Annotated in this window: 19 protein-coding genes and 2 tRNA genes; 9 read left to right on the top strand and 12 right to left on the bottom strand. The window is 69.3% G+C overall.

Annotation, left to right across the window (positions count from 1 at the left end):
* The 4 genes from ETD96_RS18315 to ETD96_RS18300 all read right to left on the bottom strand — a co-directional run.
* Nucleotides 1–1270: caspase family protein (locus ETD96_RS18315; protein WP_240807806.1), on the bottom strand; the 1270-nt coding region annotated here is incomplete at its 3' end.
* Nucleotides 1222–1614, bottom strand: coding sequence for an effector-associated constant component EACC1 (locus ETD96_RS18310; protein WP_138637673.1), 393 nt, complete (start codon nucleotides 1612–1614; stop codon nucleotides 1222–1224). The genes ETD96_RS18315 and ETD96_RS18310, both read right to left, overlap by 49 nt.
* A 470-nt stretch (nucleotides 1615–2084) precedes the next feature.
* Nucleotides 2085–2297 (bottom strand): DUF397 domain-containing protein, encoded by a 213-nt coding sequence (locus tag ETD96_RS18305; RefSeq protein ID WP_138637672.1) that lies wholly within the window; start codon nucleotides 2295–2297, stop codon nucleotides 2085–2087.
* Nucleotides 2298–2588: 291 nt separating this feature from the next.
* Nucleotides 2589–3461 (bottom strand): helix-turn-helix domain-containing protein, encoded by an 873-nt coding sequence (locus ETD96_RS18300; protein WP_138637671.1) that lies wholly within the window; start codon nucleotides 3459–3461, stop codon nucleotides 2589–2591.
* Between the two features lie 855 nt (nucleotides 3462–4316).
* On the opposite strand from ETD96_RS18300, the gene ETD96_RS18295 reads away from it, so the two are divergent.
* Nucleotides 4317–6023, top strand: coding sequence for a cyclic nucleotide-binding domain-containing protein (locus tag ETD96_RS18295; RefSeq protein ID WP_138637670.1), 1707 nt, complete (start codon nucleotides 4317–4319; stop codon nucleotides 6021–6023).
* Nucleotides 6024–6049: 26 nt separating this feature from the next.
* Here the strand turns inward: ETD96_RS18295 and ETD96_RS18290 are convergent, their stop codons facing one another.
* A complete protein-coding gene (locus ETD96_RS18290) occupies nucleotides 6050–7381 on the bottom strand; it encodes a sensor histidine kinase (RefSeq protein ID WP_138637669.1) in 1332 nt (443 codons plus the stop codon).
* A 259-nt stretch (nucleotides 7382–7640) separates the two neighbouring features.
* On the opposite strand from ETD96_RS18290, the gene ETD96_RS18285 reads away from it, so the two are divergent.
* On the top strand, nucleotides 7641–8522 hold the full coding sequence (locus ETD96_RS18285; protein WP_138637668.1) for a LysR family transcriptional regulator: 882 nt from the start codon (nucleotides 7641–7643) through the stop codon (nucleotides 8520–8522).
* On the opposite strand, the gene ETD96_RS18280 is transcribed toward ETD96_RS18285, so the two are convergent.
* The 3 genes from ETD96_RS18280 to ETD96_RS18270 form a co-directional block, all read right to left on the bottom strand.
* Complete coding sequence (locus ETD96_RS18280) at nucleotides 8523–9656, bottom strand: glycerophosphodiester phosphodiesterase (protein ID WP_240807800.1); 1134 nt, start codon at nucleotides 9654–9656, stop codon at nucleotides 8523–8525. It lies immediately after the preceding gene.
* Nucleotides 9657–9820: 164 nt separating this feature from the next.
* Entirely contained in the window at nucleotides 9821–11479 is a 1659-nt protein-coding gene (locus tag ETD96_RS18275) for an adenylate/guanylate cyclase domain-containing protein (RefSeq protein WP_240807805.1), read from the bottom strand.
* A gap of 57 nt (nucleotides 11480–11536) precedes the next feature.
* Nucleotides 11537–12973, bottom strand: coding sequence for an amino acid permease (locus tag ETD96_RS18270; RefSeq protein ID WP_205719333.1), 1437 nt, complete (start codon nucleotides 12971–12973; stop codon nucleotides 11537–11539).
* Nucleotides 12974–13237: 264 nt separating this feature from the next.
* Here ETD96_RS18270 and ETD96_RS18265 point away from each other — a divergent pair.
* The 4 genes from ETD96_RS18265 to ETD96_RS18250 all read left to right on the top strand — a co-directional run bounded on the left by ETD96_RS18265 (nucleotide 13238) and on the right by ETD96_RS18250 (nucleotide 14233).
* A tRNA-Asp gene (locus tag ETD96_RS18265) sits at nucleotides 13238–13315 on the top strand.
* Between the two features lie 20 nt (nucleotides 13316–13335).
* A tRNA-Phe gene (locus tag ETD96_RS18260) sits at nucleotides 13336–13409 on the top strand.
* Between the two features lie 342 nt (nucleotides 13410–13751).
* Nucleotides 13752–13907, top strand: coding sequence for a hypothetical protein (locus ETD96_RS48140; protein WP_420884766.1), 156 nt, complete (start codon nucleotides 13752–13754; stop codon nucleotides 13905–13907).
* Entirely contained in the window at nucleotides 13904–14233 is a 330-nt protein-coding gene (locus tag ETD96_RS18250) for a helix-turn-helix domain-containing protein (protein ID WP_138637666.1), read from the top strand. The genes ETD96_RS48140 and ETD96_RS18250 overlap by 4 nt, the downstream gene beginning before the upstream one ends.
* A gap of 174 nt (nucleotides 14234–14407) precedes the next feature.
* On the opposite strand, the gene ETD96_RS18245 is transcribed toward ETD96_RS18250, so the two are convergent.
* Nucleotides 14408–14578 carry a hypothetical protein gene (locus ETD96_RS18245; RefSeq protein ID WP_240807803.1) on the bottom strand — a complete coding sequence of 57 codons (171 nt, stop codon included), beginning with the start codon at nucleotides 14576–14578 and terminating at the stop codon, nucleotides 14408–14410.
* A 7-nt stretch (nucleotides 14579–14585) separates the two neighbouring features.
* Here ETD96_RS18245 and ETD96_RS46740 point away from each other — a divergent pair, with 7 nt between their 5' ends.
* The 3 genes from ETD96_RS46740 (at nucleotide 14586) to ETD96_RS18230 (ending at nucleotide 19565) form a co-directional block, all read left to right on the top strand.
* Entirely contained in the window at nucleotides 14586–15035 is a 450-nt protein-coding gene (locus ETD96_RS46740; protein WP_138637665.1) for a hypothetical protein, read from the top strand.
* Between the two features lie 270 nt (nucleotides 15036–15305).
* Nucleotides 15306–16334 carry a TIGR03118 family protein gene (locus ETD96_RS18235; protein WP_205719332.1) on the top strand — a complete coding sequence of 343 codons (1029 nt, stop codon included), beginning with the start codon at nucleotides 15306–15308 and terminating at the stop codon, nucleotides 16332–16334.
* A 390-nt stretch (nucleotides 16335–16724) separates the two neighbouring features.
* On the top strand, nucleotides 16725–19565 hold the full coding sequence (locus ETD96_RS18230; RefSeq protein ID WP_138637663.1) for a CHAT domain-containing tetratricopeptide repeat protein: 2841 nt from the start codon (nucleotides 16725–16727) through the stop codon (nucleotides 19563–19565).
* Here ETD96_RS18230 and ETD96_RS18225 read toward each other — a convergent pair.
* From ETD96_RS18225 to ETD96_RS18215, 3 genes are read right to left on the bottom strand one after another with little or no spacing between them, the layout of a single operon-like run.
* Nucleotides 19550–19744, bottom strand: coding sequence for a hypothetical protein (locus ETD96_RS18225; RefSeq protein WP_138637662.1), 195 nt, complete (start codon nucleotides 19742–19744; stop codon nucleotides 19550–19552). The genes ETD96_RS18230 and ETD96_RS18225 overlap by 16 nt on opposite strands.
* A gap of 10 nt (nucleotides 19745–19754) precedes the next feature.
* Nucleotides 19755–20393 (bottom strand): DUF6338 family protein, encoded by a 639-nt coding sequence (locus ETD96_RS18220; protein WP_138637661.1) that lies wholly within the window; start codon nucleotides 20391–20393, stop codon nucleotides 19755–19757.
* Nucleotides 20393–20830: a hypothetical protein gene (locus tag ETD96_RS18215; RefSeq protein ID WP_138637660.1), complete on the bottom strand. Its 438-nt coding sequence runs from the start codon at nucleotides 20828–20830 to the stop codon at nucleotides 20393–20395. The genes ETD96_RS18220 and ETD96_RS18215 overlap by 1 nt, the downstream gene beginning before the upstream one ends.
* Nucleotides 20831–21315 lie beyond the last annotated feature (485 nt).

The raw sequence follows: 21315 nt of genomic DNA, 5'->3' as shown, positions 1-21315 counted from the left end.
GCGGAGGCGAAGGCGGAGGCGAAGGCGGAGGCGAAGGCGGAGGCGAAGGCGGAGGCGAAGGCGGAGGCGAAGGCGGAGGCGAAGGCGGAGGCGAAGGCGGAGGCGAAGGCGGAGGCGAAGGCGAAGACGGACGCGGGTTCGCAAGGGCCGGTACGGGCGGCGGCGGCCACATTTCCACAGGCTGTGGAAAACTCACCGGCATCCGCGATGGTGGCACGTAACGAGCCCGCGAGAAGGGGCGGACACGTTCGATCTCCGCCATGGCCGCCGCCGCACCGGCAGCCACCATGCGACTGTCATCATTGAGCAGCGTTTTCAACCGTTCCCAGGCCAGCCGGCCCACGTCGTCGCCCTTCAGCGCCAGATCCCTGAGCGTGTCGACGGCAGCGGCGCGCACCCGCGCCAGCGGATGCTCGGTCGCCGACGCCACTTCGTCCGGCAACTGCGGCGGGCGGGCCGTCGCGGGGCTGTACGCGACGATCAACTCTCCGCTGACATCGGAGAACTTGGTCGGCGTCTGGTTCGGATTCGCGGCGGTGACCTTCGTGTAGGCGTACTCGTACAACTCGTCGATGGAGATCAGCCCGTCACGGTTCCGGTCGGCCTCGCCGGTGGAGAGGCCGCGCACCAGCGCATCGGTGAAGACCGACGGGCCCGCGCCATTGCCGCCGCCCGTTCCCACTTGCGAGATCTCCTTGGTCACGCGCCGCCGGTCGAGCTCGAACGAGTACTCCAGCGCGGAGGACGAGGAGCGGATCGCCCTACCGGAGCCGCTCAACCCTTCGTTGACACCGACGCTTCCGCCGCTGCGCGCCACCATTCCCTCGATGAACGCACCGCTGTAGCAGCAGTCCAGGAGCAGGATGATGTTGCGGGACATGCTGCCCGTCATCTGCTCGCCCACGAACACCGACGCGATCCCGGTGGACGCGAGCCTCCTGACCCTCGTGTTCGAGGTCGCGAAGTAGAGCCGTCCCCCGTCGTCCTTCACCCCGTGACAGGAGACATAGAGGAGCAGCACGTCATCGGGCTGCTTCTCGCAGAAGAAGTCCTCGATCGCGGCGTTGACTTCGTGGGCGGGCTTGTTGAACACGCAGTCCACCTGGAACCCGCCGATGGACGGGTTCGCCAGGACCCTGGCGAGAGCCGACACGTCGTGGGCGGGCGAGCGCAACGACTTGAAGTCCGGATCCTCGTAGCGGTCGGAGGCGATCAGAAGCGCTAGCCTTCTTGGTCGCCCGACGCCTGTTCCCGCGTTTCCCCGATGCATGTCTGCAGCCATTCGATGAGTCGTCGTTGTTCGTCCGCGGTAGCGGCGGACAACTCGATGGAATTATCGCCGCAACTGACCTTCACGCTGCCTTTGCGCGGCCCGAGCCACGCGAAGACCCCATTGACGAAGGCCTGTGCCGCGGGCGTCCTGGCCAGTGCCACGACGAGACCCGCGACCGCGACCGCCGATGCGGATTTGGCGCCGGCCGGCGCCGCGCCGGCGGAGCGTTCGACCTGGACGCCCTGTCTTCGCAAGTCAGCCAGCAGGCGGCGGCTCAACTGGTCCAGCCGCGCGACATCGGCGTTCCATTCGGACACTTCGACCAAAAGGGTCGGTGCCATAGGTCATTTCCCCCGTTTCGCCGACGCGATCTTGCATTCCCGTCGCCCTCACTTCATAGTGACGCGGACGGAACCGCCGATGATGACAGGGGCGAAGTCTCAACTTGGCCTACACCCGCGAGTAACCACGACAATCGTCCTGAATTCCATCTTTCCCCGGAAGATCATTAACTTCGCCAGATAGCGAGCGAAATCGACGGCGCAGGGGTGAGTTCAAGGCCGCGGCGTGTAGACGCTCAGCGAGCGGGGGCGCAGCCGAGGGGACGGCGTTGCGGGCGAGACCCGGTTGGCGTTCGAGGGCATCCCACGCAACGCCTCGCCACGACCACTGCCGCGGCCACGACCGTCGCACCGGCGCGCGGCGGCGCCGCCCACCCCGCCCTCCTCTTGTCAAAGATCGCCAGTAAAGGGGGCGGGGGGACGCAATGGTCAACAGTTTTCGGGGGAGCCGAGAAAATGAGTCTCGTGACTCAGCGGAGGTCGACGGCTCCGTCCCGGAGCGCGTCCATGAACGCATTCCACTGGGCGCGGCCGAGGACGATGACACCGGCGGAGTGGTCGCGGGAGTCGCGAACCAGTACCGACGGGCCGAACGTCGCCACCTCGACGCACTGGCTATCGTCCACGCTCGCACTGCTCTTTCGCCAGTTCAGCGCGGCTTCACGACTCGACCCGTAGACCATCCAGCGACCTCCGTCCATTGCCGGCGGGTGCCGTCTCGCCAACCGATCGGCCGGGGACACCCACCGGAGAGCACCGAGCAGGGCACGACAAACCACGACCTTGTGGATAATTTCCCGATCACGAGTGTAAACGGTTCTAGTTATCCCGCCTACAAGGGAACACAAGATCACGCTGCGTGTTATGACGGCCACTCGCCTTGTCGGATGTTCGCCGCGGCCTTCACCTCCGGTCGGGTCGAGTTGCGATGCGCCTGTCAGGCCGACCGCCGGACGGCCGGCCATCAGGGGCGGTCAGGACATGAGGTCGTCGGCGGCCTGGCGGATCATCGCGATCGACTGGTCGGCCGGGAGCGCCTGCTCGACGAGCAGCTCGAAGGTGTCGCGGTACTCGGTGATCTTGTCGTCCTCGCCGCTGATCATCATGCTGGCGCCCGACCGCCCCTCCAGGTAGAGGACGTCGTCGAGGTCGCCGTCGAACTCCAGGATGGTGAAGGGACCCTCCAGGCCGAGGTGCGCACCGGTGCTGAAGGGGATGACGCGCACCCGCAGCAGGTCGTCGTTCTCGGCGGCGTCGGCGATGTGGTTGAGCTGGGCCGGCATGATCGCCGGGTCGGTCCTGATGCCGACATGGCGGCGGATGACCGCCTCGTCGATGATGTAGTCCTGGCGCGGGGGGTTCTCGCGCTTGGCGAATTCCTGCTGCCGCTGGATGCGCAGCTTGGCCGCCAGCACCCGGGCCGTCTCGGACGCCTTTCCGGTGGAGAGCACTTCGGCGTACTCGGGCGTTTGCAGCAGCCCGGGGACGACCGTCCCGTGGAACTGGCGGATGAACGCCGCGCCCGCGGAGTAGCCGACATAGTTGAGGAAAGTGGGGTCGAGGTCACCGCGATAGGCGTTCCACCAGGCGGGCTCGCGGGCGCCGCGAGCGAGCGCCTGTAGCCGCTCCTGGCGCGACTCGGAGGTGACGTCGTAGACGCGGAGCAAGGCCTGCAGGTCCGTCCGGGTGATGGCGTTCTTACCGCCCTCGACCCTGATGAGCTTCGACGGGGACCATTCGAGCTGGCGCGCCACCTGCTCCTGCGTCAGCTTCTTCCCCTTGCGCAGGCGGACGAGTTCCGCGCGAAGCAGCGCACTCTGGACGATCGGCCCCTGGTCACTGGACATCCTGTTCGCTCACTCTAGGTAGTTGGTGCTACCAGCCTGGATGCTACATGGCATTCCGGGACTTGACACCCCGCTTGCCGCCACTCCGCCACCTGCCTGGGCCCATGCGACCTTCGCTCCGCGCGCAGATGCCGCCATAACGCCCAAAAGTCGCATTGGAAGCCGCCAGACTGCTGCATACCGCTCGACTATGTTGTAATGTGCTACATGGCAGACTAGCAGACGCCAACTTGCGACGGGACTCGGCGCCACCTCCACGCAGCCGGTGGTCCTGACGCAGGGTGAGGGATCCGGACGGGCCACGCGTGTCCTCCCGGCCGGGACCTCACGACGGCGGGCACGACGGGCGAACGGGCGGCAACGGGGCAGCGCGGCCCACCGAGAACGGTCTGGACACGCGAACGGGGAGGTCAGCCACCACACGTGACTTCGGCATCGCCGGCGGGAAATGACCACGACCGGCCACAAGAACAGAGTCGCCCGCCACTTTCCGCTGATCACCGGTTGGCAGCCAGAAGGATCGGCGGAAAGTGGAGAGCGACTCCCTGAGCCGCGAGAAAGCGCGCCGGCGGGCCTGCGCGGAAACCCTGCGAAAACGCAGAAAGATCCGGGCTGACCTGCCAAAACGTTTTCTGCGGACTCACCCAGTCTAACCGCGATCACGCGGTACGGGCTATAGGTGATGTGACTTCGGCCACGGCGATAGGTGCCGGGCGATCCCGGGCACCGCGCACGGGGCCGGAGTCGCGATTCGAGGCATGGGGTCCCTGACATGTCAAGACAGCAGATCCATCCCCCGACCTTCGACGTCCACCCCACGAATTCCGTCCCCTCGGTCGCGGGCCGGGTGAGCTGATGGACGCACACGCGCGCCGGCATGACCCGGACCAGATCGTCCACCCGGAGACGCTCGCCGTCGTCCGCCCCCGGCGGCCCCACGGCGAGCGCCCGGCCGAGAGCACCGAGCTGGAGAGCCGGCCCGCCGGGCCGCCGGTGGCCGTCCGGCCGGGGCCGGGCGCCCAGTCCCGGCGGCCCGGGTTCTGGACGTCCCTCACGACCATCGAGCGGGCCGAGTTCCTCGCGACCGCCCAGGAGGTCGTGTACCCCGCCGGCGCGGTGCTGTGGGAGGAGGACGAAGCCGCCGACCAGACCATCGTGATCAAGACCGGCACGGTGCGCGTCAGCGTGCGGCGGGACGGCGGCGAGCGGATCATCGCCTTCCGCGGCCCTGGCGACATCATCGGCGAGCGCGCCGCGCTGCTGCTGCGGCGCCGCTCGGCGACCGTCGTCGCCATGGAGCCCTTGAGCGCGCTGCTCCTCACCACGCAGCAGTTCGTCACCTACCTGAGCAACCATCCGCGCGTGGTCGCCGTCCTGGAACGCGAGATGTACGAGCGGCTCACCGAACAGACCGCAGCGGGCCCCAAGCACGATCCCCGTATGGGACGGCCGTACGGGGATGGAGCGAGCGCCGGGGCTGCGGGCGGGCCGCCCTACGGTGCCGGAGGCACGCACCCTTACGGGGTCGGCGCGCAGGCGTACGAGTCCACCGTCCAGTACGGCTTGTCCCGCGCCTACACGACCGCGTTCATTCCTCTGCCTCTGCTGGAGCCCAACAACGCCCCACATGACGTGATGGAACCGAACACCGTCATGGACCCGTACGACCCCTACACCGTGTTCGACCTGTACCCCGAGGTCTGCGCGTGCCTCGAACCCGCTCCCTTCCCTGGGGCCGTCCCGTACTCCGAGGCCGATCATGCGGCGGAGACAGGCCGGTACGCGTCGGTCGGCGCGGGTGCGCAGCCGAAGTCAGGCACAGGTGCGTGGACGTATGCCGCGGAGACGTCCGACCTGGCCGGGCGGCCGCAGCCTCCCTCCTGGCGGGCGCGTCCGGCCGCGACCGTGCGCGTCCAGCCCCATGGGCAAGCGGTGGTGCAGCCCACGAGCCGCGCCGCCTCCGGCCCGGCGTGGGCGGGGCGCAACTGCACTGTGGTTTACACCGATATCGCCGGTTTCAGCTCGCGCGCCCGCGACGAGCACGACCGCATCGAGGTGCGCCGCGCCATGTACGCCGCCCTGCGGGAGTCCTTCGAGGGGTCCGGCGTGCCGTGGGACACCTGCTACAGCGAGGACCGCGGCGACGGCGCGCTGATCGTCGTCCCGCCGGAGATCCCGACCGCCGCCGTCATCGACCCGATGATCGCGCTGCTCGGGGCGCGGCTGCGGCGGCACAACCACCGGTCGAGCGAGGCGGTCCGCATCCAGCTCCGGGTCGCGGTCGACGTCGGGCCGGTGGTGCCCGACCCGCCCGGCCTGTCCGGCTGGACGATCATCAACGCGGCGCGCCTGCTGGACGCCGCGCCGCTGCGGGAGCGGCTCGCCGCGACGCGCGCCGACCTCGGCGTGATCGTGTCGAGGTTCGTCCACGACTCCGCCATCGCCCACGGCCCCCGCCGCGTGAACGCCGGCGAGTACGAGCCGGTCAGCTGCCGGGTGAAGGAAACGGACATCGAAGGCTGGATCCACCTGCGCGGCCTCCCCGCGCGCTCCGCCGCCTGACGCGCCCCGGATCCCCCTCCTCCCGCTCAGGAGGGGTGGTCGGGGCGCTCTGGAGCGTTCCGAGGGATGCGCAGGACGAACCGGGCCCCGCGCGCGCTGTCCTCGATGGTGAGGCTCCCGCCGTGCAGCCGGGCGATCTCCCGCGCGATGGGCAGGCCGAGACCGGTGCCCGACGGGTCGCGGGCCTTACTGGCCTCCAGCCGGGCGAACCGCTGGAAGACCAGGTCCCGGTGCTCCTCGGCGACCCCCGCCCCGTCGTCCAGCACCTCCAGGACGGCCTCGCCGTCGGTGCGCCGGACCGTGATGTCGACCTGCGACTCGGCGTGCCGCTCGGCGTTGTCCAGGAGGTTCGTGAAAAGCCGGACGAGCCGGAGCCGGTCCCCGCGCACCGTCACCCCCTCCTGGAGGTGCGGGACGACCCGCTTCGTCCGGCTCGACCTCGCCACCTCGATGGTGACCAGCGCGCCGAGGTCGATCGTCTCGACGTCCTTCCAGGCGGCGGCGTCCAGGCGGGCCAGTTGCAGCAGGTCCGTGACGATCGCCTGGAGCCGCTCCAGGCTCTGCAGGACGCCCCGTCCCACCTGCGGCCAGTCGACGTCGTCGGGGAAGAGCAGCGCCTCCTCCAACTGGGTGCGGGCGGCGGCGATCGGGCTGCGCAGGTCGTGGGACGCGTCGGAGGTGAAGCTGCGCTGCCGTTCGAGGGCGCTGTCGAGGCGGTCGAGCGTCGCGTTCGCCGCCTCCGCGAGCCGCCTGATCTCGTCCCGGTTCTCCGGCACCGTGACCCGGCGGCCGGACTGCAGCGCGGTGATCTCCGCCAGTTCGGCGCGGATCGCGTCCACCGGGGCGAGGGTCTGGTCCACCGTCGCCCAGGCGCGCAGGCAGGCCAGCAGGATCACCAGCAGCGAGACGCTGACCAGCAGCATCATGAGGCCCGGGTTGACATACCAGGGGACGGCCGGGGCGGCGGCGTAGACGAGCCAGTCACCGTCCGGCTGGTAGACGCGGAAGCCGATCACCCACGCGCAGCCGGGCAGTTCCCTCGCCGTGCACACGTCCCGGGTGGAGTACACCTTGGCCTGGGAGGGGAGGAAGTCGGCGATCGGCGGTCCGTCCAGCGACGGGCCCCGGCTGCCCGCGATGACCGTCCGGTTCTCGTCCATGACCTGGATGACCACGCCTTTCGGCGCGTCGAGGTCGCCGCGCACCGGGCCGCGCCGCATCTCGTAGGAGATCCGCAGCGCCGCGGCCGTCGCCTCGCTGCGCTTGGAGTCGGTCTCGGAGCCGCGCACCTCCACCAGGACCAGCGTGGTCACGATGACGCAGATCATGGCGGTGACCATTCCGGCAATTACGGTCATCCGCACCCGAATAGACCATGTGCGTCGTCCGTACACCCGACCTCCCGCAGGTGATGTCTTCACCGTCCAGATCGGAATCAGTCCTCTGAACAGCCGCGACGCACCCAAGAAGGGACAAAGAAATGGTTGCCGACCGGCCTGGTCCCGCCCGTCACCCCCGTCCCCGCCGCCCCTTCCGCGTGATTTCCGGGCCTCTCGTCCCGGCGGGGTTCGGCAGAAGCCGGAGCGCTCAACGGGCGCGCGGCTAGCATGGCTGGTTATGGAGCTGCGCCAGCTGGAGTACTTCGTCGCGGTGACCGAAGAGGCGAGCTTCACCAAGGCCGCCGCCCGGCTGCACGTCGCCCAGCCGGGCGTCAGCGCCCAGATCCGGCAGCTGGAACGCGAACTGGGCCAGCCGCTGCTGGACCGCTCCGGGCGGACGGTCCGGCTGACCGAGGCCGGCGCCGCCGTCCTCCCCTACGCGCGGGCGGCGCTCGCGGCCGTCAGCGGCGCGCGGTTCGCGGTGGACGAGCTGACCGGCCTGCTCCGCGGGCACGTCACGGTCGGCACCATCGACTGGATCCGGTCGCTCGACCTGCCCGGCCTGATCGCCGAATTCCATCGCGACCATCCGGATGTGGAGGTCACGGTCATCCAGGAGGACACGGACACGCTGACCGAGGGCCTCCGCTCCGGCCGCGTCGACCTCGCCTTCCTCAGCCTCAGCACCGACGCGCCCGCGGGCATCGCGACCCGGGTCGTCATCGAGCAGGACCTCTACGCCGCCGTCAGCCACGACCACCCGCTGGCCCGGCGGCCCACGATCACGCTGCGGGCGCTCGCCGACGAGGCGCTGATCAGCCTGCCGAAGGGCACCGGCGTGCGCGCCGTCCTGGACCGGGCCTTCGCGAACGCCGGGCTCCGCCCGCGGATCGCGTTCGAGGCCGGCGAGCCGCCCGTCGTGGCACAGATCGCGGCGCACGGCCTCGGCGTCGGCGTCCTCCCCGAATCCGCCGCCCGGGGCGTGCCGGACGCGCTGCACGCGATGCCGATCGTCCGGCCCCGGCTCAGTGGGCGGATTGCGCTGGCGTGGCGCGCAGAAGGCCCGCGCAGCCCGGCGGCGCGCGCGCTCACCGCCCGCGCACGCCGCCATATTCCCTGATCAGGCCGCGGGCCGCACGGCCGGCTGCCCAGCGGCGAGGTGGCCCGCTTGCGCCGTGCGGGACGTCTGGAGGACATGCCGCAAGACGTCCGGCTTGTTGGTGATGATCCCGTCCACGCCGAGCTTGACGGCCTTCTCCATGTCGCCGCGGTCGTCGATCGTCCAGGTCAGCATGTCCATTCGGGCCGCGTGCACCTTCTTCACGAACGACGCCGTCACGTCACCGAACTTCGGGTTGATCTGGTCGGCGTACTTGGCGAGCTTCTTGAGCTCCGCCGCCTTCGGCGTCCCGATCAGCCCGGTCGGGACCTTGGGCAGGACGGCGTGGAACCGGCGCACCGACCCCCAGTCGAACGACTGCACCACGAGGCGCCGCTCGGTCGGGTCGTAGCGGAGCCAGGACGGCGAGCGCCGCAGCGCCGCGGCGATGCGCTTCTCGATGCCCGGATAGAGGTCGGGGCTCTTGATCTCCAGCAGCAGGCCGAGCCCCTGGCCGCGCATCGCGGTCAGCACCCGGGGCAGCGTCGGGACGCGCTCACCCGCGTACTTCTTCGCGAACCAGGACCCCGCGTCGAGCCTCTCGATCTCCGCGAGCGTGAAGTCGGCGACCTTCCACGGTTTACGGTCCGGGTAGACCTGCTCGGCGTTCGTCGTCCGGGCGAGCGTGGTGTCGTGCATGATCACGAGCTTGTGGTCCTTGGTCTCCTGGACGTCCAGCTCGAACATGTCCGCGTTCTGGGCCCTGGCCAGCTTGAACGCGGCGAGCGTGTTCTCCGGCGCGTACGCCGACGCGCCCCGGTGCGCGACGTCCAGGATCCGGGCCTGCGCGGCGGTCCGGGCGCGCGGCGCGACCTCGGCGTCCGGGAGGCCCGGCGCTGCCTGCGGCGCGGGCATGGCGCGCGGCCGCGGGTCCGGCGCGCCCGGCTCCGCGATCTGCCCGGGATGCGGGGCGGCGGGCCGGGGCGCGTCAGGCCGTGGGGCGTTCGGCGGTGGCGCGTCCGGCCGCTGGGGACGGGGCTGCGGAGCGGCGGGAAGCGGGTCCGCCGGGGCCGGGTCGGCGGAGGCCGCCGCCGGAGCGGCGAGCGCCGCGGTGGCCGTGACGGCGATGAGCGCGAGACGGGTCCGTCGGTACATCTGTCAGCCTCTCGGGAGCCGGAGCTGTCCGCCCCAACCCTCGGACCGTCCGGTGACACCCCCGTTACGGGCAGGTAGCAGACCGTGTACAGACAGTGACGATACGCAGCCGGACCGTTCACAATGCGGAGGACACGGCGCCCACCGCCGAACCGCGCTCTCCGCTAGCCGGACTCTTCGGATTTGTCCGGCGTCCGGGCGCTCTTGGCCGCCTTCGACAGGATCAGCGCCCCGAGCACCAGCCGCCGGCTCCGCCGCAGCGGACGCGGGAACCGGACACGCCGCCGCGCCCGCTCCCCGCCCCCGGGCGCCGGCGCGGGCGCGAGGAGCGCGGGCAGCCCGGCGCGCGGCCTGCCGAGCCGGGTCGGACGGCTCCGGCCGCGCAGCGTCACCGCCCCCTCGACGTCCCACTCCTGCGACTCGGCCAGATGCGCCAGGTCCAGGACGGCCGCCGAGGCGAGCACCCGCCCGTCCTCGCCCTTCGCCAGGTCGCTGAGCCGGGCCGCCTCGTTCACCGGGTCGCCGATCACCGTGTACTCGAACCGCTCCTCCGCGCCGATGTAGCCCGCGACGACCGGGCCCGCCGACACGCCGATCCCCGCGTCCAGCATCGGCACCTCGGCGCGCAGCCGCACCGCCAGCTCGCGGGCCGCGCCGAGCACCGCGCCCGCCGAGTCCGCCAGCTGCGTCGGCGCCCCGAAGATCGCGAGCGCCGCGTCCCCCTCGAACTTGTTGATCCAGCCGCCGTGCTTGGCCACCACCGTGACCACCACGCCGAAGAACCGGTTGAGCAGCCCGACGACCTCGTCCGGGCCCCGGGTGTCGGCGAGCCTGGTGGAGCCGGTCAGGTCGACGAACAGCACCGCCACCTCGCGCGTCTCCCCGCCGAGCGTGATGGCGCCGCGCTCCAGCGCCAGATCGGCGACCTCCTCGCCGACATGCCGCCCGAACAGGTCGCGCAGCCGCTCGTTCTCCCGCAGCCCCGCCACCATGTGGTTGAAACCGGCCTGCAACTGCCCGACCTCGCTCGCGTCGTACACCGGGACCTGCGCGCCGAGATCGCCCCGCTCGACCTGCGCCATCCCCTTCCGCAGCGACTTGATCGGGTCCGCGATCGCCTGCGTCGCCATGTAGATCACGCACACCCCGGCCAGCAGCGCCACGCCGCCGAGCCCGAGGATCGTGATCGCGAGCTGCGTCACATTGATGTCCGGCGCGGCCAGCGCGGCGATCGCGACACAGATCAGCCCGAACACCGGGATCGCCGTCCCGAGCGCCCACGCCAGCATCACCCGCGTCGTCACCCCGGGCAGCCGGAACTTCTTCGGCCGCTCCGCGCCCAGCACCAGCGCCGCCGCCGGCCGCAGCAGCCGCTCCGACAGCAGGTACACGATCGTGCACGTCGTCGCCGCGCCGAGCAGGCACGTCAGGCTCGTCTTCACCGCCAGCCGCCCGGTGAACAGGGCCAGATCCAGCACCGCCCAGCCGAGCGCGCCGACCGCCCACATGGCGCCGATGAGCAGCGTCAACCGGAGCGGCCCCAGCAGGACGGCCCGCCGCTGCTGCCGGTCGGGGTCTCCCCCGTCCCGGACGAACGTCACGACGGGCCGCCACAGCCACAACCCCAGGACCAGCGCCACCGGAACGGCCACGAACGGATAGCCGAAGAACGCCAGCGCGTTCACATGGTGGGCGTAGTCGCGGTCCTCAAGGGGCGGATCCGGCACCACGAACGTCGCGAACAGCAGCACGACCAGCGCGCCGACGACGTTCGCCACGCCCACCACCACCAGCAGAACCCAGCGCACGCGGATCTCTAGCATGCTGGTCACGCGCGCCTCCGGAGGGATGGAACCGCCTGGGGGGATCATCCCATGAGGTCAGGCGCTGCCGGTCTCCACCGCGACCTTCATCTCCGCCTCCTGCGAGTTCCGCCGGACGAACGGCCAGCCGATCACGACCAGCGCCACCCAGGCCGCCATCACGTACAGCGCCACCCGCGTGTCCGCCTCCCACGCGATCGTCACCGTGACGAACACGAAGAACGCCAGCACCGCCCAGCTGCTGTAGGGCGCCCACGGCATCCGGTACGGCGACTTCGCCAGCGTCCCCGCCGCCGCGCGCCGCCGGTAGATCATGTGCGCGACGAGGATGACCGTCCACACCAGCAGGGCGCCGCCGGTCGACACCGACGTGATGTACTCGAACGCCTTCTCCGGGACGATCGCGTTGATGACGACGCCGATGCCCATGACGAGCGCCGAGATGACGACCGTCAGAACGGGCACACCGCGCCCGTTCAGCCGTCCGAGGATCTTCGGGCCGTCACCGTTCACCCCGGCCGTCCGCAGCATCCGGGACGTCGAGTACAGCCCGCCCGCGTTGCAGGACGACAGCGCCGCCGTCAGCACCACGAAGTTGACGATGTCCGCCCCGCCCGGAATGCCGATCTTGTCGAACGCCAGCACGAACGGGCTCGCCCCGCCCTTGAACGCCGTCCACGGCACCACCGCCAGAATGACCAGCAGCGACCCGAGGTAGAACAGCGCGAACCGCAGCGGCAGCGCGTTGATCGCCCGCGGGATGTTCTTCTCCGGGTCCTTGGCCTCGCTCGCCGTGACACCGACCAGTTCGACGCCCAGGTAGGCGAACATCACCATCTGCAGCGTCATGATCGTGGCGCCGTACCCCTCGGGGAACACGCCGCCGTGGTCCCACAGGTTCCCGACCCGCGCGGTCTCCCCCGCGTCACCGAACCCGAAGGCCAGCACCCCGATCCCGACCAGGATCATCATCACGATCGCCGCGACCTTGATCATCGCGAACCAGAACTCCAGCTCGCCGAAGAGCTTCACCGAGATCAGGTTCACGACGAACAGCACCAGCAGCGCCACCAGCGCCGTCTGCCACTGCTCGACCCCCGGCCACCACTTCTGGATGTACGTGCCGGCCGCCGTGAGCTCCGCCATGCCGGTCGTCACCCAGATGATCCAGTACGTCCAGGTCGTGGCGTATCCCCAGAACGGACCGAGGAACTCCCGGGCATACCCGGCGAACCCGCCCTCCGCCCTCCGGTACGTCAGCAACTCGCCGAGCGCCCGCATGACGAAGAACAGCGCCAGCCCCGCCACGGCGTACATGAGGATCAGGCTCGGCCCCGCCTTGGCGATGTTCTCCCCGGCACCCAGGAACAACCCGGTTCCGATCGTCCCGCCGATCGCCAGCATCTGGATCTGGCGGGTGCCCAGTCCCCGTTGGTAGCCCTCGGCGCTCTGGTCTGGGAGCTTCGCGACCACGCCGACCTCCTTCGCGTCCACGGCCGTCCCATCGGAACGGCGCAACCCTCTGGTCACGCACCGTCGCGCAACCCGGACAGACTAGGACCCCAGGTCGCAAACTCACAGCAGCCACTACCAACCCGCATCCACCCGGTACCTCTCCGTTATCGCTCTATCCCCCGCAGCCTCCCCCGTTAACGAGTTGGCGCTGTACTCGGCCATCGCGTATGCTCTCGGACGTGCCAAACGCCGGGTCGCCACCGGCCGAGACACTCTCCGGAGCCGCTAAGCTCGGAGCAGCAAGGTCCTGTGGAGCAGTTAGGAGTGCTCGCCACCCTGTCAAGGTGGAGGCCGCGGGTTCAAATCCCGTCAGGACCGCCAGACGCGCCGACGCGCGTCCTGGGCAGGTAGCTCAGTCGGTACGAGCGTCCGCCTGAAAAGCGGAAGGTCGGCGGTTCGACCCCGCCCCTGCCCACCTCACGTGACCAGCGAAAACGCCCCGGAGCCACACGGCCCGGGGCGTCTTCTTTGACAGCAACCGGCGCAGATAGCAGGTCGGACGGTCACGCCAATATGAGTTAGAAGTCATATCGGCTCTGTGGCTTGGGATGTAATCCTCCTCGAACCGGTCGAGAACTGTTTTCCTCAAGCTGTGCGAGTCAGACCTGGATACCGCAGCGTTGATCGAGCAGGCCATCGACAGACTGGCCGAGGTAGGGCCGACGCTCGGGCGTCCGCTCGTCGACACCCTGGACCACAGCGAACTGCGCAACCTCAAGGAGCTACGGGCGGGGGCCGTGGCCGGTCGGAGATCCGCATGCTGTTCGTCTTCGACCCGGACCGCGCCGCGATCTTCCTCGTGGCCGGAGACAGGGCCGGACAGTGGTCCCGCTGGTACGACGAGGCAATCCCACTGGCCGAAGCCCGCTACACCGAGTACCGGGCCGCGAAGGGCAAGGAGGCCGGACGATGAGCACCGGACGCCGCTGGCAGGACATCAAGGCCGAAGCACACCGCCGCAACCCAGAACTGGCCGAGCCCGAGCGGCAGGCTCGCGCGCGTGCCGAACTGGACGCCTACGTCGCCGGCCACCACCTCAAGGAACTCCGCAAGGCCATCGGCAAGACACAAGCCGAGGTCGCCCAGATTCTCGGCGTCTCACAATCCCGGGTCTCACAGATCGAGAACGGCGACATCGAAGCCATGGAGTTGGAGACACTCCGCGCCTACGCCACCGCCCTCGGCGGACACGTGGACATCACCGTCAGCGTCGGCCCCCACACCATCAAGGTCGCCTGAGCCACGAAGACTGACTGCAGCGGCAGGCAGCCCCGCCAGCCACGGGCGCACACCAGCAGCCGGTCAGGCTCAGGCGATGCCTCGCCGGTAGGGGTGTTGCCACAGCTGAACGCGGAAGGTCGGCGCTTCGCCCCCGCCCACGCCTCGTCACCAGCCAAGGGGCCCGGAACCTGATCAGGTTTCGGGCCTTTTGACTGCAACGGCATCAGCCGAGTGCATCCCTAGCTTCCGAAGCACCGCCCGCTTCTCGTCGACGGCCGCGTGCGCGGAAATCGTCATGGTCACCTCGATGTCGCTGTGACCGACGATCTCCCGGACGATGTGAGGCGGAACGCCGAGGTCCAGGAGCGGCGTGACGCAGGTGTACCGCGTGTCATGGAAGCGGACGCCATCCAGTCCGGCGGCGCGCGGATACGGCCCCGGCTACGGCGGCGCACCGGCCGCACGGGTTGCCGTCGAGGGTGCGCCCTCCCCGCCGCAAGCTGCGCTGCAGGCCGAGGCAGCACCCATTGAATGCAAATACATCAATCGCGAGCAGGCTACAAAAAGCCAGAAACACATTGGTGCATGCCAAGGAGGAATACCTCCGAGCTATTCGCCCCTTGCGTATGACGCTGATCTAGCTCGCGAAATGCCTCTCGTGAAATCTAAAGCGGAGCACTGCAAGATCATATCTGAGGCCGCCGCCGAGGCTCGGGTTAGCGCGTCGATCTTCTGGCTCGTGTGGCGATCCCGTGCGCCGACGCTATGGCTGAGGTTCGAGGTGATCGCCGTGCTTTGTCGGGCGGGCGAAAGCCGGTGATCGCTGCTGCGGGGCTTCTGGTGGTCTGACCGTGGACGGCCTCCTTTTGTCCTGACTTCCTGCAGGTCAGCCCGCGGGTTGGGTGGTCAGGCGTAAAGCAGCCGTCGTTGTTGGTCAGGATTCCGTCGCGGGGTGGGGCGGCCGGGTTCGCCGAACCTACCCGGGGTAATGATCGCCGCGGTCCGTCCAGAACGGCTGATCGATTCAAGGGAGATCTGAATGCGAAGAACCCTGAGTATGCTCGTGGCCGCCCTTGCCTTGTTGGCAGGAATGGCCCCGGTCAGTCCCGCGTCCGCCGGAACCTCGAACCACGCCGACGAATCGGGCCGGCACACCCGGTTCACCCAGACCAACCTGGTCTCCGACATCCCAGGGCGGGCTCGTCTTCAGGACCCCAAGCTCGTCAACCCGTGGGGCCTGGCGCTCGGCCCGACCGGGCCGCTGTGGGTCGCCAACAACGGAACCGGCGTCGCCACCGTGTACGCCGGCGGGCCGAGAGGCGTGACGAAGCAGCCACTGGAGGTCAGCATCGAGGGCGGCGCGCCCACCGGAGAGGTCTTCAACGACACCCGCGAGTTCGTGGTGAAGGGCGCGCCGGCCACCTTCATCTTCAGCAGCGAGAGCGGCGCGATCACCGCATGGAACCGCAACACGGGAACCACCGCGGTCCGCGTGGCGGGCGCGCCCGGCGCCATCTACAAGGGACTGGCGCTGCTGCACACCCGCCATGGGGCATTCCTGCTGGCGACCGACTTCCACAACGGACGCATCGACGTCTTCGACGGTCGGTTCCGGCGGCTCAGGCTGCCCAGCGGGCGCTTCCATGACCCATCGATCCCGCGCGGCTTCGCGCCGTTCAACGTCGCCGTCCTCGGCGACTCCGTGTTCGTCACCTACGCCAAGCAGGACGCGGATGCCGAGGACGACGTCCCCGGCCCCGGGCTCGGCTTCGTGGTGAAGTACCGGCAGTTCGGCCGCGTCCATCACCGCTTCGCCTCCCGCGGTCCGCTGAACGCGCCGTGGGGCCTGGTGATCGCGCCCCGCTCCTTCGGCGACTTCGCCGGAGACGTCCTCGTCGGCAACTTCGGCGACGGACGGATCAACGCCTTCACCCCGCGTGGCCGTTTCAAGGGCGCGCTGCGCCGACCCGACGGCCGCCCGATCGAGATCGACGGCCTGTGGGCACTCGTTCGCGGGACGCGGACCACCGGCGGCACCGACGCCGTCTGGTTCTCGTCCGGCCCGGACGACGAGACTCACGGCCTCGTCGGCCTACTCCGTAAGGCCCGCAAGCACTGAGCACGGGCGTGACCAGCGGCCGGGGCCCGGCCGCTGGTCCGTCTCCCTTTTGAGCCTCATCCTCGGAGGTGCTCCACGTCTCGGCGTGCGAACGCATCCCCCCAACTTCCGGAGCACTTCGCGCTGGTCGTCGTAGGACGTGTGCGCGTTGTCCAAGTCGGCTTCATCCGAAAGGGTCACGCGGTCACTGCCTAACTCCAGACTGGCCCCGGCCGAGATCGGCTCAACTCTGGTGACGTGGAAGCAGTACGCGTCCGGCTCGCTGCGGCCCCCACGGTTCGATCGGCTGGTTGGTGGAGTGTTGATGCCGATGAGGATTCGGACGTTACATATGGGATATTTTGCATTCATCTGCGTGTGAGCGAATTGGGATAGTTATACTCCTGCACTGTGCTCCCGGAGTTCGCCGCGCTCCTCAATAGCGTGATGATAGTGATCATCGGGCTGGCGAGAATGAGGGACGCCGGCTTCATCGGGCCGCGGTTCGGTCGCATGACCGTGGCGGGGCTCGGCGCGTTCGTCATCCAGTGGGATGTCACGACTCCTGAGGAGTCTGTCCATTCGTGGGTCAAGCCGGCCGTGCACACGCTGCTGGTGTTCGGGGGCCTGGCCAATCTCCTGGCCGAGAATCGGCTCTCCCGCAGGCAGCGCCAGTACCCTTCGCTCGACCTCGACCGGGCCGTGGATTCGCACGGCCATGGGCTTCAGCTGCTGCGGCGATTCGACCGGAGCGGCGATGTGGCGGCGCTGTCGCGTGGGATCGACTCGCTGCGGACGGCCCTGGAGGCCAGTCCAGGGGAGGCTACGCGGACCCAATACGCCGCCAATCTCGTCATGGCGCTGCGGGGCAGGTATCAGCGGCTTCGCGACGTCGCCGACTTGGACGAGGCCGTGGAGGTCGGCCGGCGGACGGCGCGCAACGAGCCGGCGAACGATGTGCGCCGCGCGGCGCTGCTGTCCCAACTCGGCAGTGCGCTCCGGGTGCGGTACGACCATTTCGGCGACTTCGCGGATCTGGAGGAGGCGCTGGCGACCGCGCGGAAGGCGGTGGCGATCGTGCCCGTCCAGTTCGGGGCCGATCGTCTCCTGTGCCTCAGGGAGTTGAGCGCCGTCCTGCGAAGCCGGTACGAGCGCACGCAGGAAATGGCGGATCTCGATGAGGCGATCGAGACGCTGGGAAAGGTGCTGCTCATCACCGAGTCGGGAGACCGGCCCTTCGTAAGGGTGATGGACCTGACGACCGTGTGCTTCCTGCTGGTGCAGCGGTTCGCTCGGACGAAGCAGCCGTCCGACCTCGATCGCGCGCTCGACCTGGGGCGGCAGGCCGCGGAGCGCGTGCCTCGGACCTCGCGGCTTTACACGACCTGCCAGAACAATTTCGCTCTGGCGCTGCGCACCCGCTACGAGCACACGCAGGACGTCGCGAATCTCGAAGAGGCCATCGAGCTGGCTCGGCGGGCGGTGGACGGAACGCCGGAGGACGATCCTGAACGTGCCGTCCACCTGCTGAATCTCGCGCGTGCACTGCACCATCGGCATCGGCGCGGCGGCGACCTTGCCGAATTGGCACGGGCGTGCGCACTGGCTCGGGAGGCGACGGCCAATCCGGCGACCGACCTTTCCACCCGGGTGGTGGCCGGGCTGGTGTGGAGTGACCTCGCCGCCGCGGCCGAGCGGTATGCGGACGCGGTGGAGGCGTTCGAGGGCGTCATCGAATTGCTTCCCCAGGTGGCGTCGCGGGAGTTGCGCCGCGCCGACCAGGAGTACCGGCTCGGTCAGTGGACCGGAATCGCGGTGACGGCCGCCGCCTGCGCCATTGCCGCAGGGCGGCCCGAGAAGGCCGTGACGCTGCTGGAGCGGGGACGCGGCGTACTGCTGTCGCGGGCGCTCGGCGTCCGCCCCGACCTCTCGGCACTGCGCGCCCGGAATCCGGCCTTGGCGGACGAATTCACGGAGCTGCGCACCATGCTGGAGGGTTCCTACGAGCCCCCGCTCGCTCAGGAATTCGAAGCGGAGGCCACCGGGCTCAGGCGGGAACAGGAGCGCAAGGAGCGGCGCGCATTGATCGCGCGTTGGGATTCCCTGCTGGAGGAGATCCGGCGGGAAGAGGGGTTCGCGGACTTCGCCCGGGAGCCGACTCTCCGCGAGATGCTCGCCCAGACTCGGGAGGGCCCGCTGGTGTTCCTCAACGTCAGTGAGCAGCGGTCGGACGCCGTCATCCTGGACGCCGAAGGGGTGCGGACACTCGAACTGAACGGCGTCACACCGCGTCTCGTGAACGAGCAGACCGCCGTCCTGCTGGATGCGGTGCGGCCTGAGGCGATGCTCGACCAGGGCGAGCAGGAGCGCTTCGCCGATGTGCTGGCATGGTTGTGGGACGCGCTGGTCGAGCCCGTCGTGAACATCTTGGACCTGTCCAGGCGGGGAAGCGACTGGCCGCGTGTGTGGTGGGTTCCGACCGGGCCGCTGGCCATGCTGCCGATCCATGCCGCCGGGCACCATGGCGCCGGGCACCATGGCGCGGTCGGCCGGGCCGATCCTCCGGCATTGCTGGATCGGGCGATCTCCTCGTACGCGCCTACTTTGCGCGCGCTCGTGGATGCGCGCGCACGGCGCCGTCCGGGCGGGAAGCCGCGCCCTCTCGCCGTGGCCATGTCGAAGACGTCCGGCGAGGCTCCGCTGGAGCACGCGCGTGCCGAAGCCGAGGAGCTTCGCCGCCTATTTCCAGCCACGCGCATCCTGGCCGATGACAAGGCTTACTCCAGAGCCGTGCTGGACTCACTGCGTCACCGGACATGGGCGCATTTCGCCTGCCACGCGGTAACGGATGTGGAATCACCGTCCCGTGGGCGGTTGCTGCTGCACGACCACCAGCGGCGGCCGCTGTCCGTGGCCGACGTGTCCCGGTTGGACCTCCGCGGAGCGGAGTTGGCCTATCTGTCGTGCTGCGACACCGCCCGTCCCGGCACGCGGCTGCATGACGAGGCGATACATCTCGCGTCGTCGTTCCAGATCGCAGGCTTCGCGCATGTCATCGCGGCGCTGTGGCCCCTGCGAGACCGAGTCGCGCTCGAGTTCGCCGGGCAGATCTATGAGGGGCTTCGCGGATCAGTCCGGAATGGGGGCCGGACGGACGCGGCGGCCGCGGTTCACCATGCGACCCGCAGAGCGCGCGAAATGTATCCGAACTTCCCGGCCCTGTGGGCCGGTCATGTTCACGTCGGGCCCTGAGCCCGTCCCGCCGGGTCCGCGGAGCCGCCGGAGGCGGCCGGCGCCTGGTTCGGCGGCGACGCGGCGGCGGGCCCTTCCGGAGCCTCGGCCGGTTCGCCGACACCGTCGCGCGGGGCATGCCCGCGCACCAGGTCGGGGTTCGCCAGCAGTTCCTTCTCGTGCGGTGTCAGTTCCGGCATGCCCTCTCCCTCACGATGCCGACCCGGGTGGATCGATCAACTCGACCACATCGACGTCGGCCGCACGGACATGAAGGCCCGCGGTGCCGGCGACGCGATCGGCGAAACTTCCGTCCGGTTTCATTCTCCACGCAGATTCCAGGTACAGTTCCGCGGGCTCCGGATAGGACGTCGCATAGGACTTCGAGCCGTACCATCCGCCCACCCAGGAACCGTCCTTCAAGCGTGCGCGGACAAAGCAGGAACCGCGGTGGCGGAACATGTGGTCCCATGCGGTTGCTCCGGCGTCGTACCGGGTCGGCAGCCTGCGCCGCTGCCACGCCGAAACCGCGAATGCCGCCGCCGCCGGAACGGCGACGAAGAGGAGCAGTGCCAGCAGGCCGATCAGGCGCGGATGCTGGACCAGGCCGTCCCAGCCCTTCTCCTTGCCGCCGCGCGCCAGGCGGATCAGAGCCGGTCCCGCCACGATCGCATAAAGCGCGTCCAGCACGATGGACGCGAGCAGGGCACGGAGTATCCGCTCCCCCATGTTGCGCTCGCCGGCGACCGGACCGCGCATGCGTTCCCGCAGGAACTGGTAGGTGACCCCGGGCACGACGAAAAGCACGAGCAGGACCGCTTGGACCACGCTGGAAGGAGCCTGCCCCATCAGGAAAGGCCCGTCAGGTCGTCCGACTTATAGGCAGGGCGCTTGGCGCGCCGCCACCCGCGCACGGCCAGCGCGATCAGCACGACCGTGCCGGCGAGCCCGGCGGACGCCACCTCCGTCCGCGCGGTGGCGACCCATTCGGCTATGTCCTCGTGCTTCCAAAGCCCGATGGCACCGCAGGCGATCCAGAGGAGGGAGACCGTCTGGTTCTCGCTGCCCGTGGCGATTTCGGCCAGGATCAGCAGCCCCCCGCTGAGACACAGCAGCGCGGCCTCGAGCGGCCTGGACACCGCACCCCCCATCAGCAGCCCCTCGCCGACCGCCACGAACGCGATGCCGACCGACATCCGCAGACCGTACTTTCCCGTCCTGGGCAGGAACAACGCCACCGGAATGATCATGAAGATCGCGATGTACGCCACCCTGTCCGCGGGCATCGGAACCTCGCCTCCATGAAGCCGCCGAGACCGAGCATAGCGACTCCGCGCAGATGATCATCGTGCTTTGATTACTCCCTTCCCAGCACCGCCCGCCTGCCTGATCGGCGTCCGGCCGGTCAAAACAAAGGGCTCCCGAATGATCGCGATAGGAAGGACGACATATGCTCGAACTCCCCCTCGCATGATGCGCCGCCCGCACCGTTCATCAACATTCGGCATGTGGCACGCTTGCGAGCGTGTCCCAGATTGATCTACCTGCAGTGGAACTGCTTCGAGACATGGCGTGCTCTTTGAACGTCGTCATCGACCTCGAAGTCGAGGAGCTAACTCCCGGGCTCTTCGCCGTTGAGGTCAGTGACCCTTTTTCATCGGTCTGGGGAGATGGTGATCACGAAGTGATCGCGATGCTGGCGTTCGGCCGGTGAAGCGAAGAAGCCCCTGTTAGACGGCTTGATCGCCACGATCTCGACGTCCGAACCAGG

The sequence above is a fragment of the Actinomadura geliboluensis genome (assembly GCF_005889745.1).
In the GTDB taxonomy this organism is placed as follows: Bacteria; Actinomycetota; Actinomycetes; order Streptosporangiales; family Streptosporangiaceae; genus Spirillospora; species Spirillospora geliboluensis.
This window is presented reverse-complemented; position numbering and strand designations above follow the sequence as displayed.

Excerpts from the sequence above, each read along its gene's own strand:
- ETD96_RS18225 (WP_138637662.1), bottom strand. The coding sequence starts at position 19,744 with ATGCCGGAACTGACACCGCACGAGAAGGAACTGCTGGCGAACCCCGAC.
- ETD96_RS48140 (WP_420884766.1), top strand. The coding sequence starts at position 13,752 with ATGCTGTTCGTCTTCGACCCGGACCGCGCCGCGATCTTCCTCGTGGCC.
- ETD96_RS18280 (WP_240807800.1), bottom strand. The coding sequence starts at position 9,656 with ATGTACCGACGGACCCGTCTCGCGCTCATCGCCGTCACGGCCACCGCG.
- ETD96_RS18250 (WP_138637666.1), top strand. The coding sequence starts at position 13,904 with ATGAGCACCGGACGCCGCTGGCAGGACATCAAGGCCGAAGCACACCGC.
- ETD96_RS18300 (WP_138637671.1), bottom strand. The coding sequence starts at position 3,461 with ATGTCCAGTGACCAGGGGCCGATCGTCCAGAGTGCGCTGCTTCGCGCG.
- ETD96_RS18310 (WP_138637673.1), bottom strand. The coding sequence starts at position 1,614 with ATGGCACCGACCCTTTTGGTCGAAGTGTCCGAATGGAACGCCGATGTC.
- ETD96_RS18290 (WP_138637669.1), bottom strand. The coding sequence starts at position 7,381 with ATGACCGTAATTGCCGGAATGGTCACCGCCATGATCTGCGTCATCGTG.
- ETD96_RS18275 (WP_240807805.1), bottom strand. The coding sequence starts at position 11,479 with ATGCTAGAGATCCGCGTGCGCTGGGTTCTGCTGGTGGTGGTGGGCGTG.
- ETD96_RS18220 (WP_138637661.1), bottom strand. The coding sequence starts at position 20,393 with ATGGGGCAGGCTCCTTCCAGCGTGGTCCAAGCGGTCCTGCTCGTGCTT.
- ETD96_RS18295 (WP_138637670.1), top strand. The coding sequence starts at position 4,317 with ATGGACGCACACGCGCGCCGGCATGACCCGGACCAGATCGTCCACCCG.
- ETD96_RS18305 (WP_138637672.1), bottom strand. The coding sequence starts at position 2,297 with ATGGTCTACGGGTCGAGTCGTGAAGCCGCGCTGAACTGGCGAAAGAGC.
- ETD96_RS18285 (WP_138637668.1), top strand. The coding sequence starts at position 7,641 with ATGGAGCTGCGCCAGCTGGAGTACTTCGTCGCGGTGACCGAAGAGGCG.
- ETD96_RS18235 (WP_205719332.1), top strand. The coding sequence starts at position 15,306 with ATGGCCCCGGTCAGTCCCGCGTCCGCCGGAACCTCGAACCACGCCGAC.
- ETD96_RS18215 (WP_138637660.1), bottom strand. The coding sequence starts at position 20,830 with ATGCCCGCGGACAGGGTGGCGTACATCGCGATCTTCATGATCATTCCG.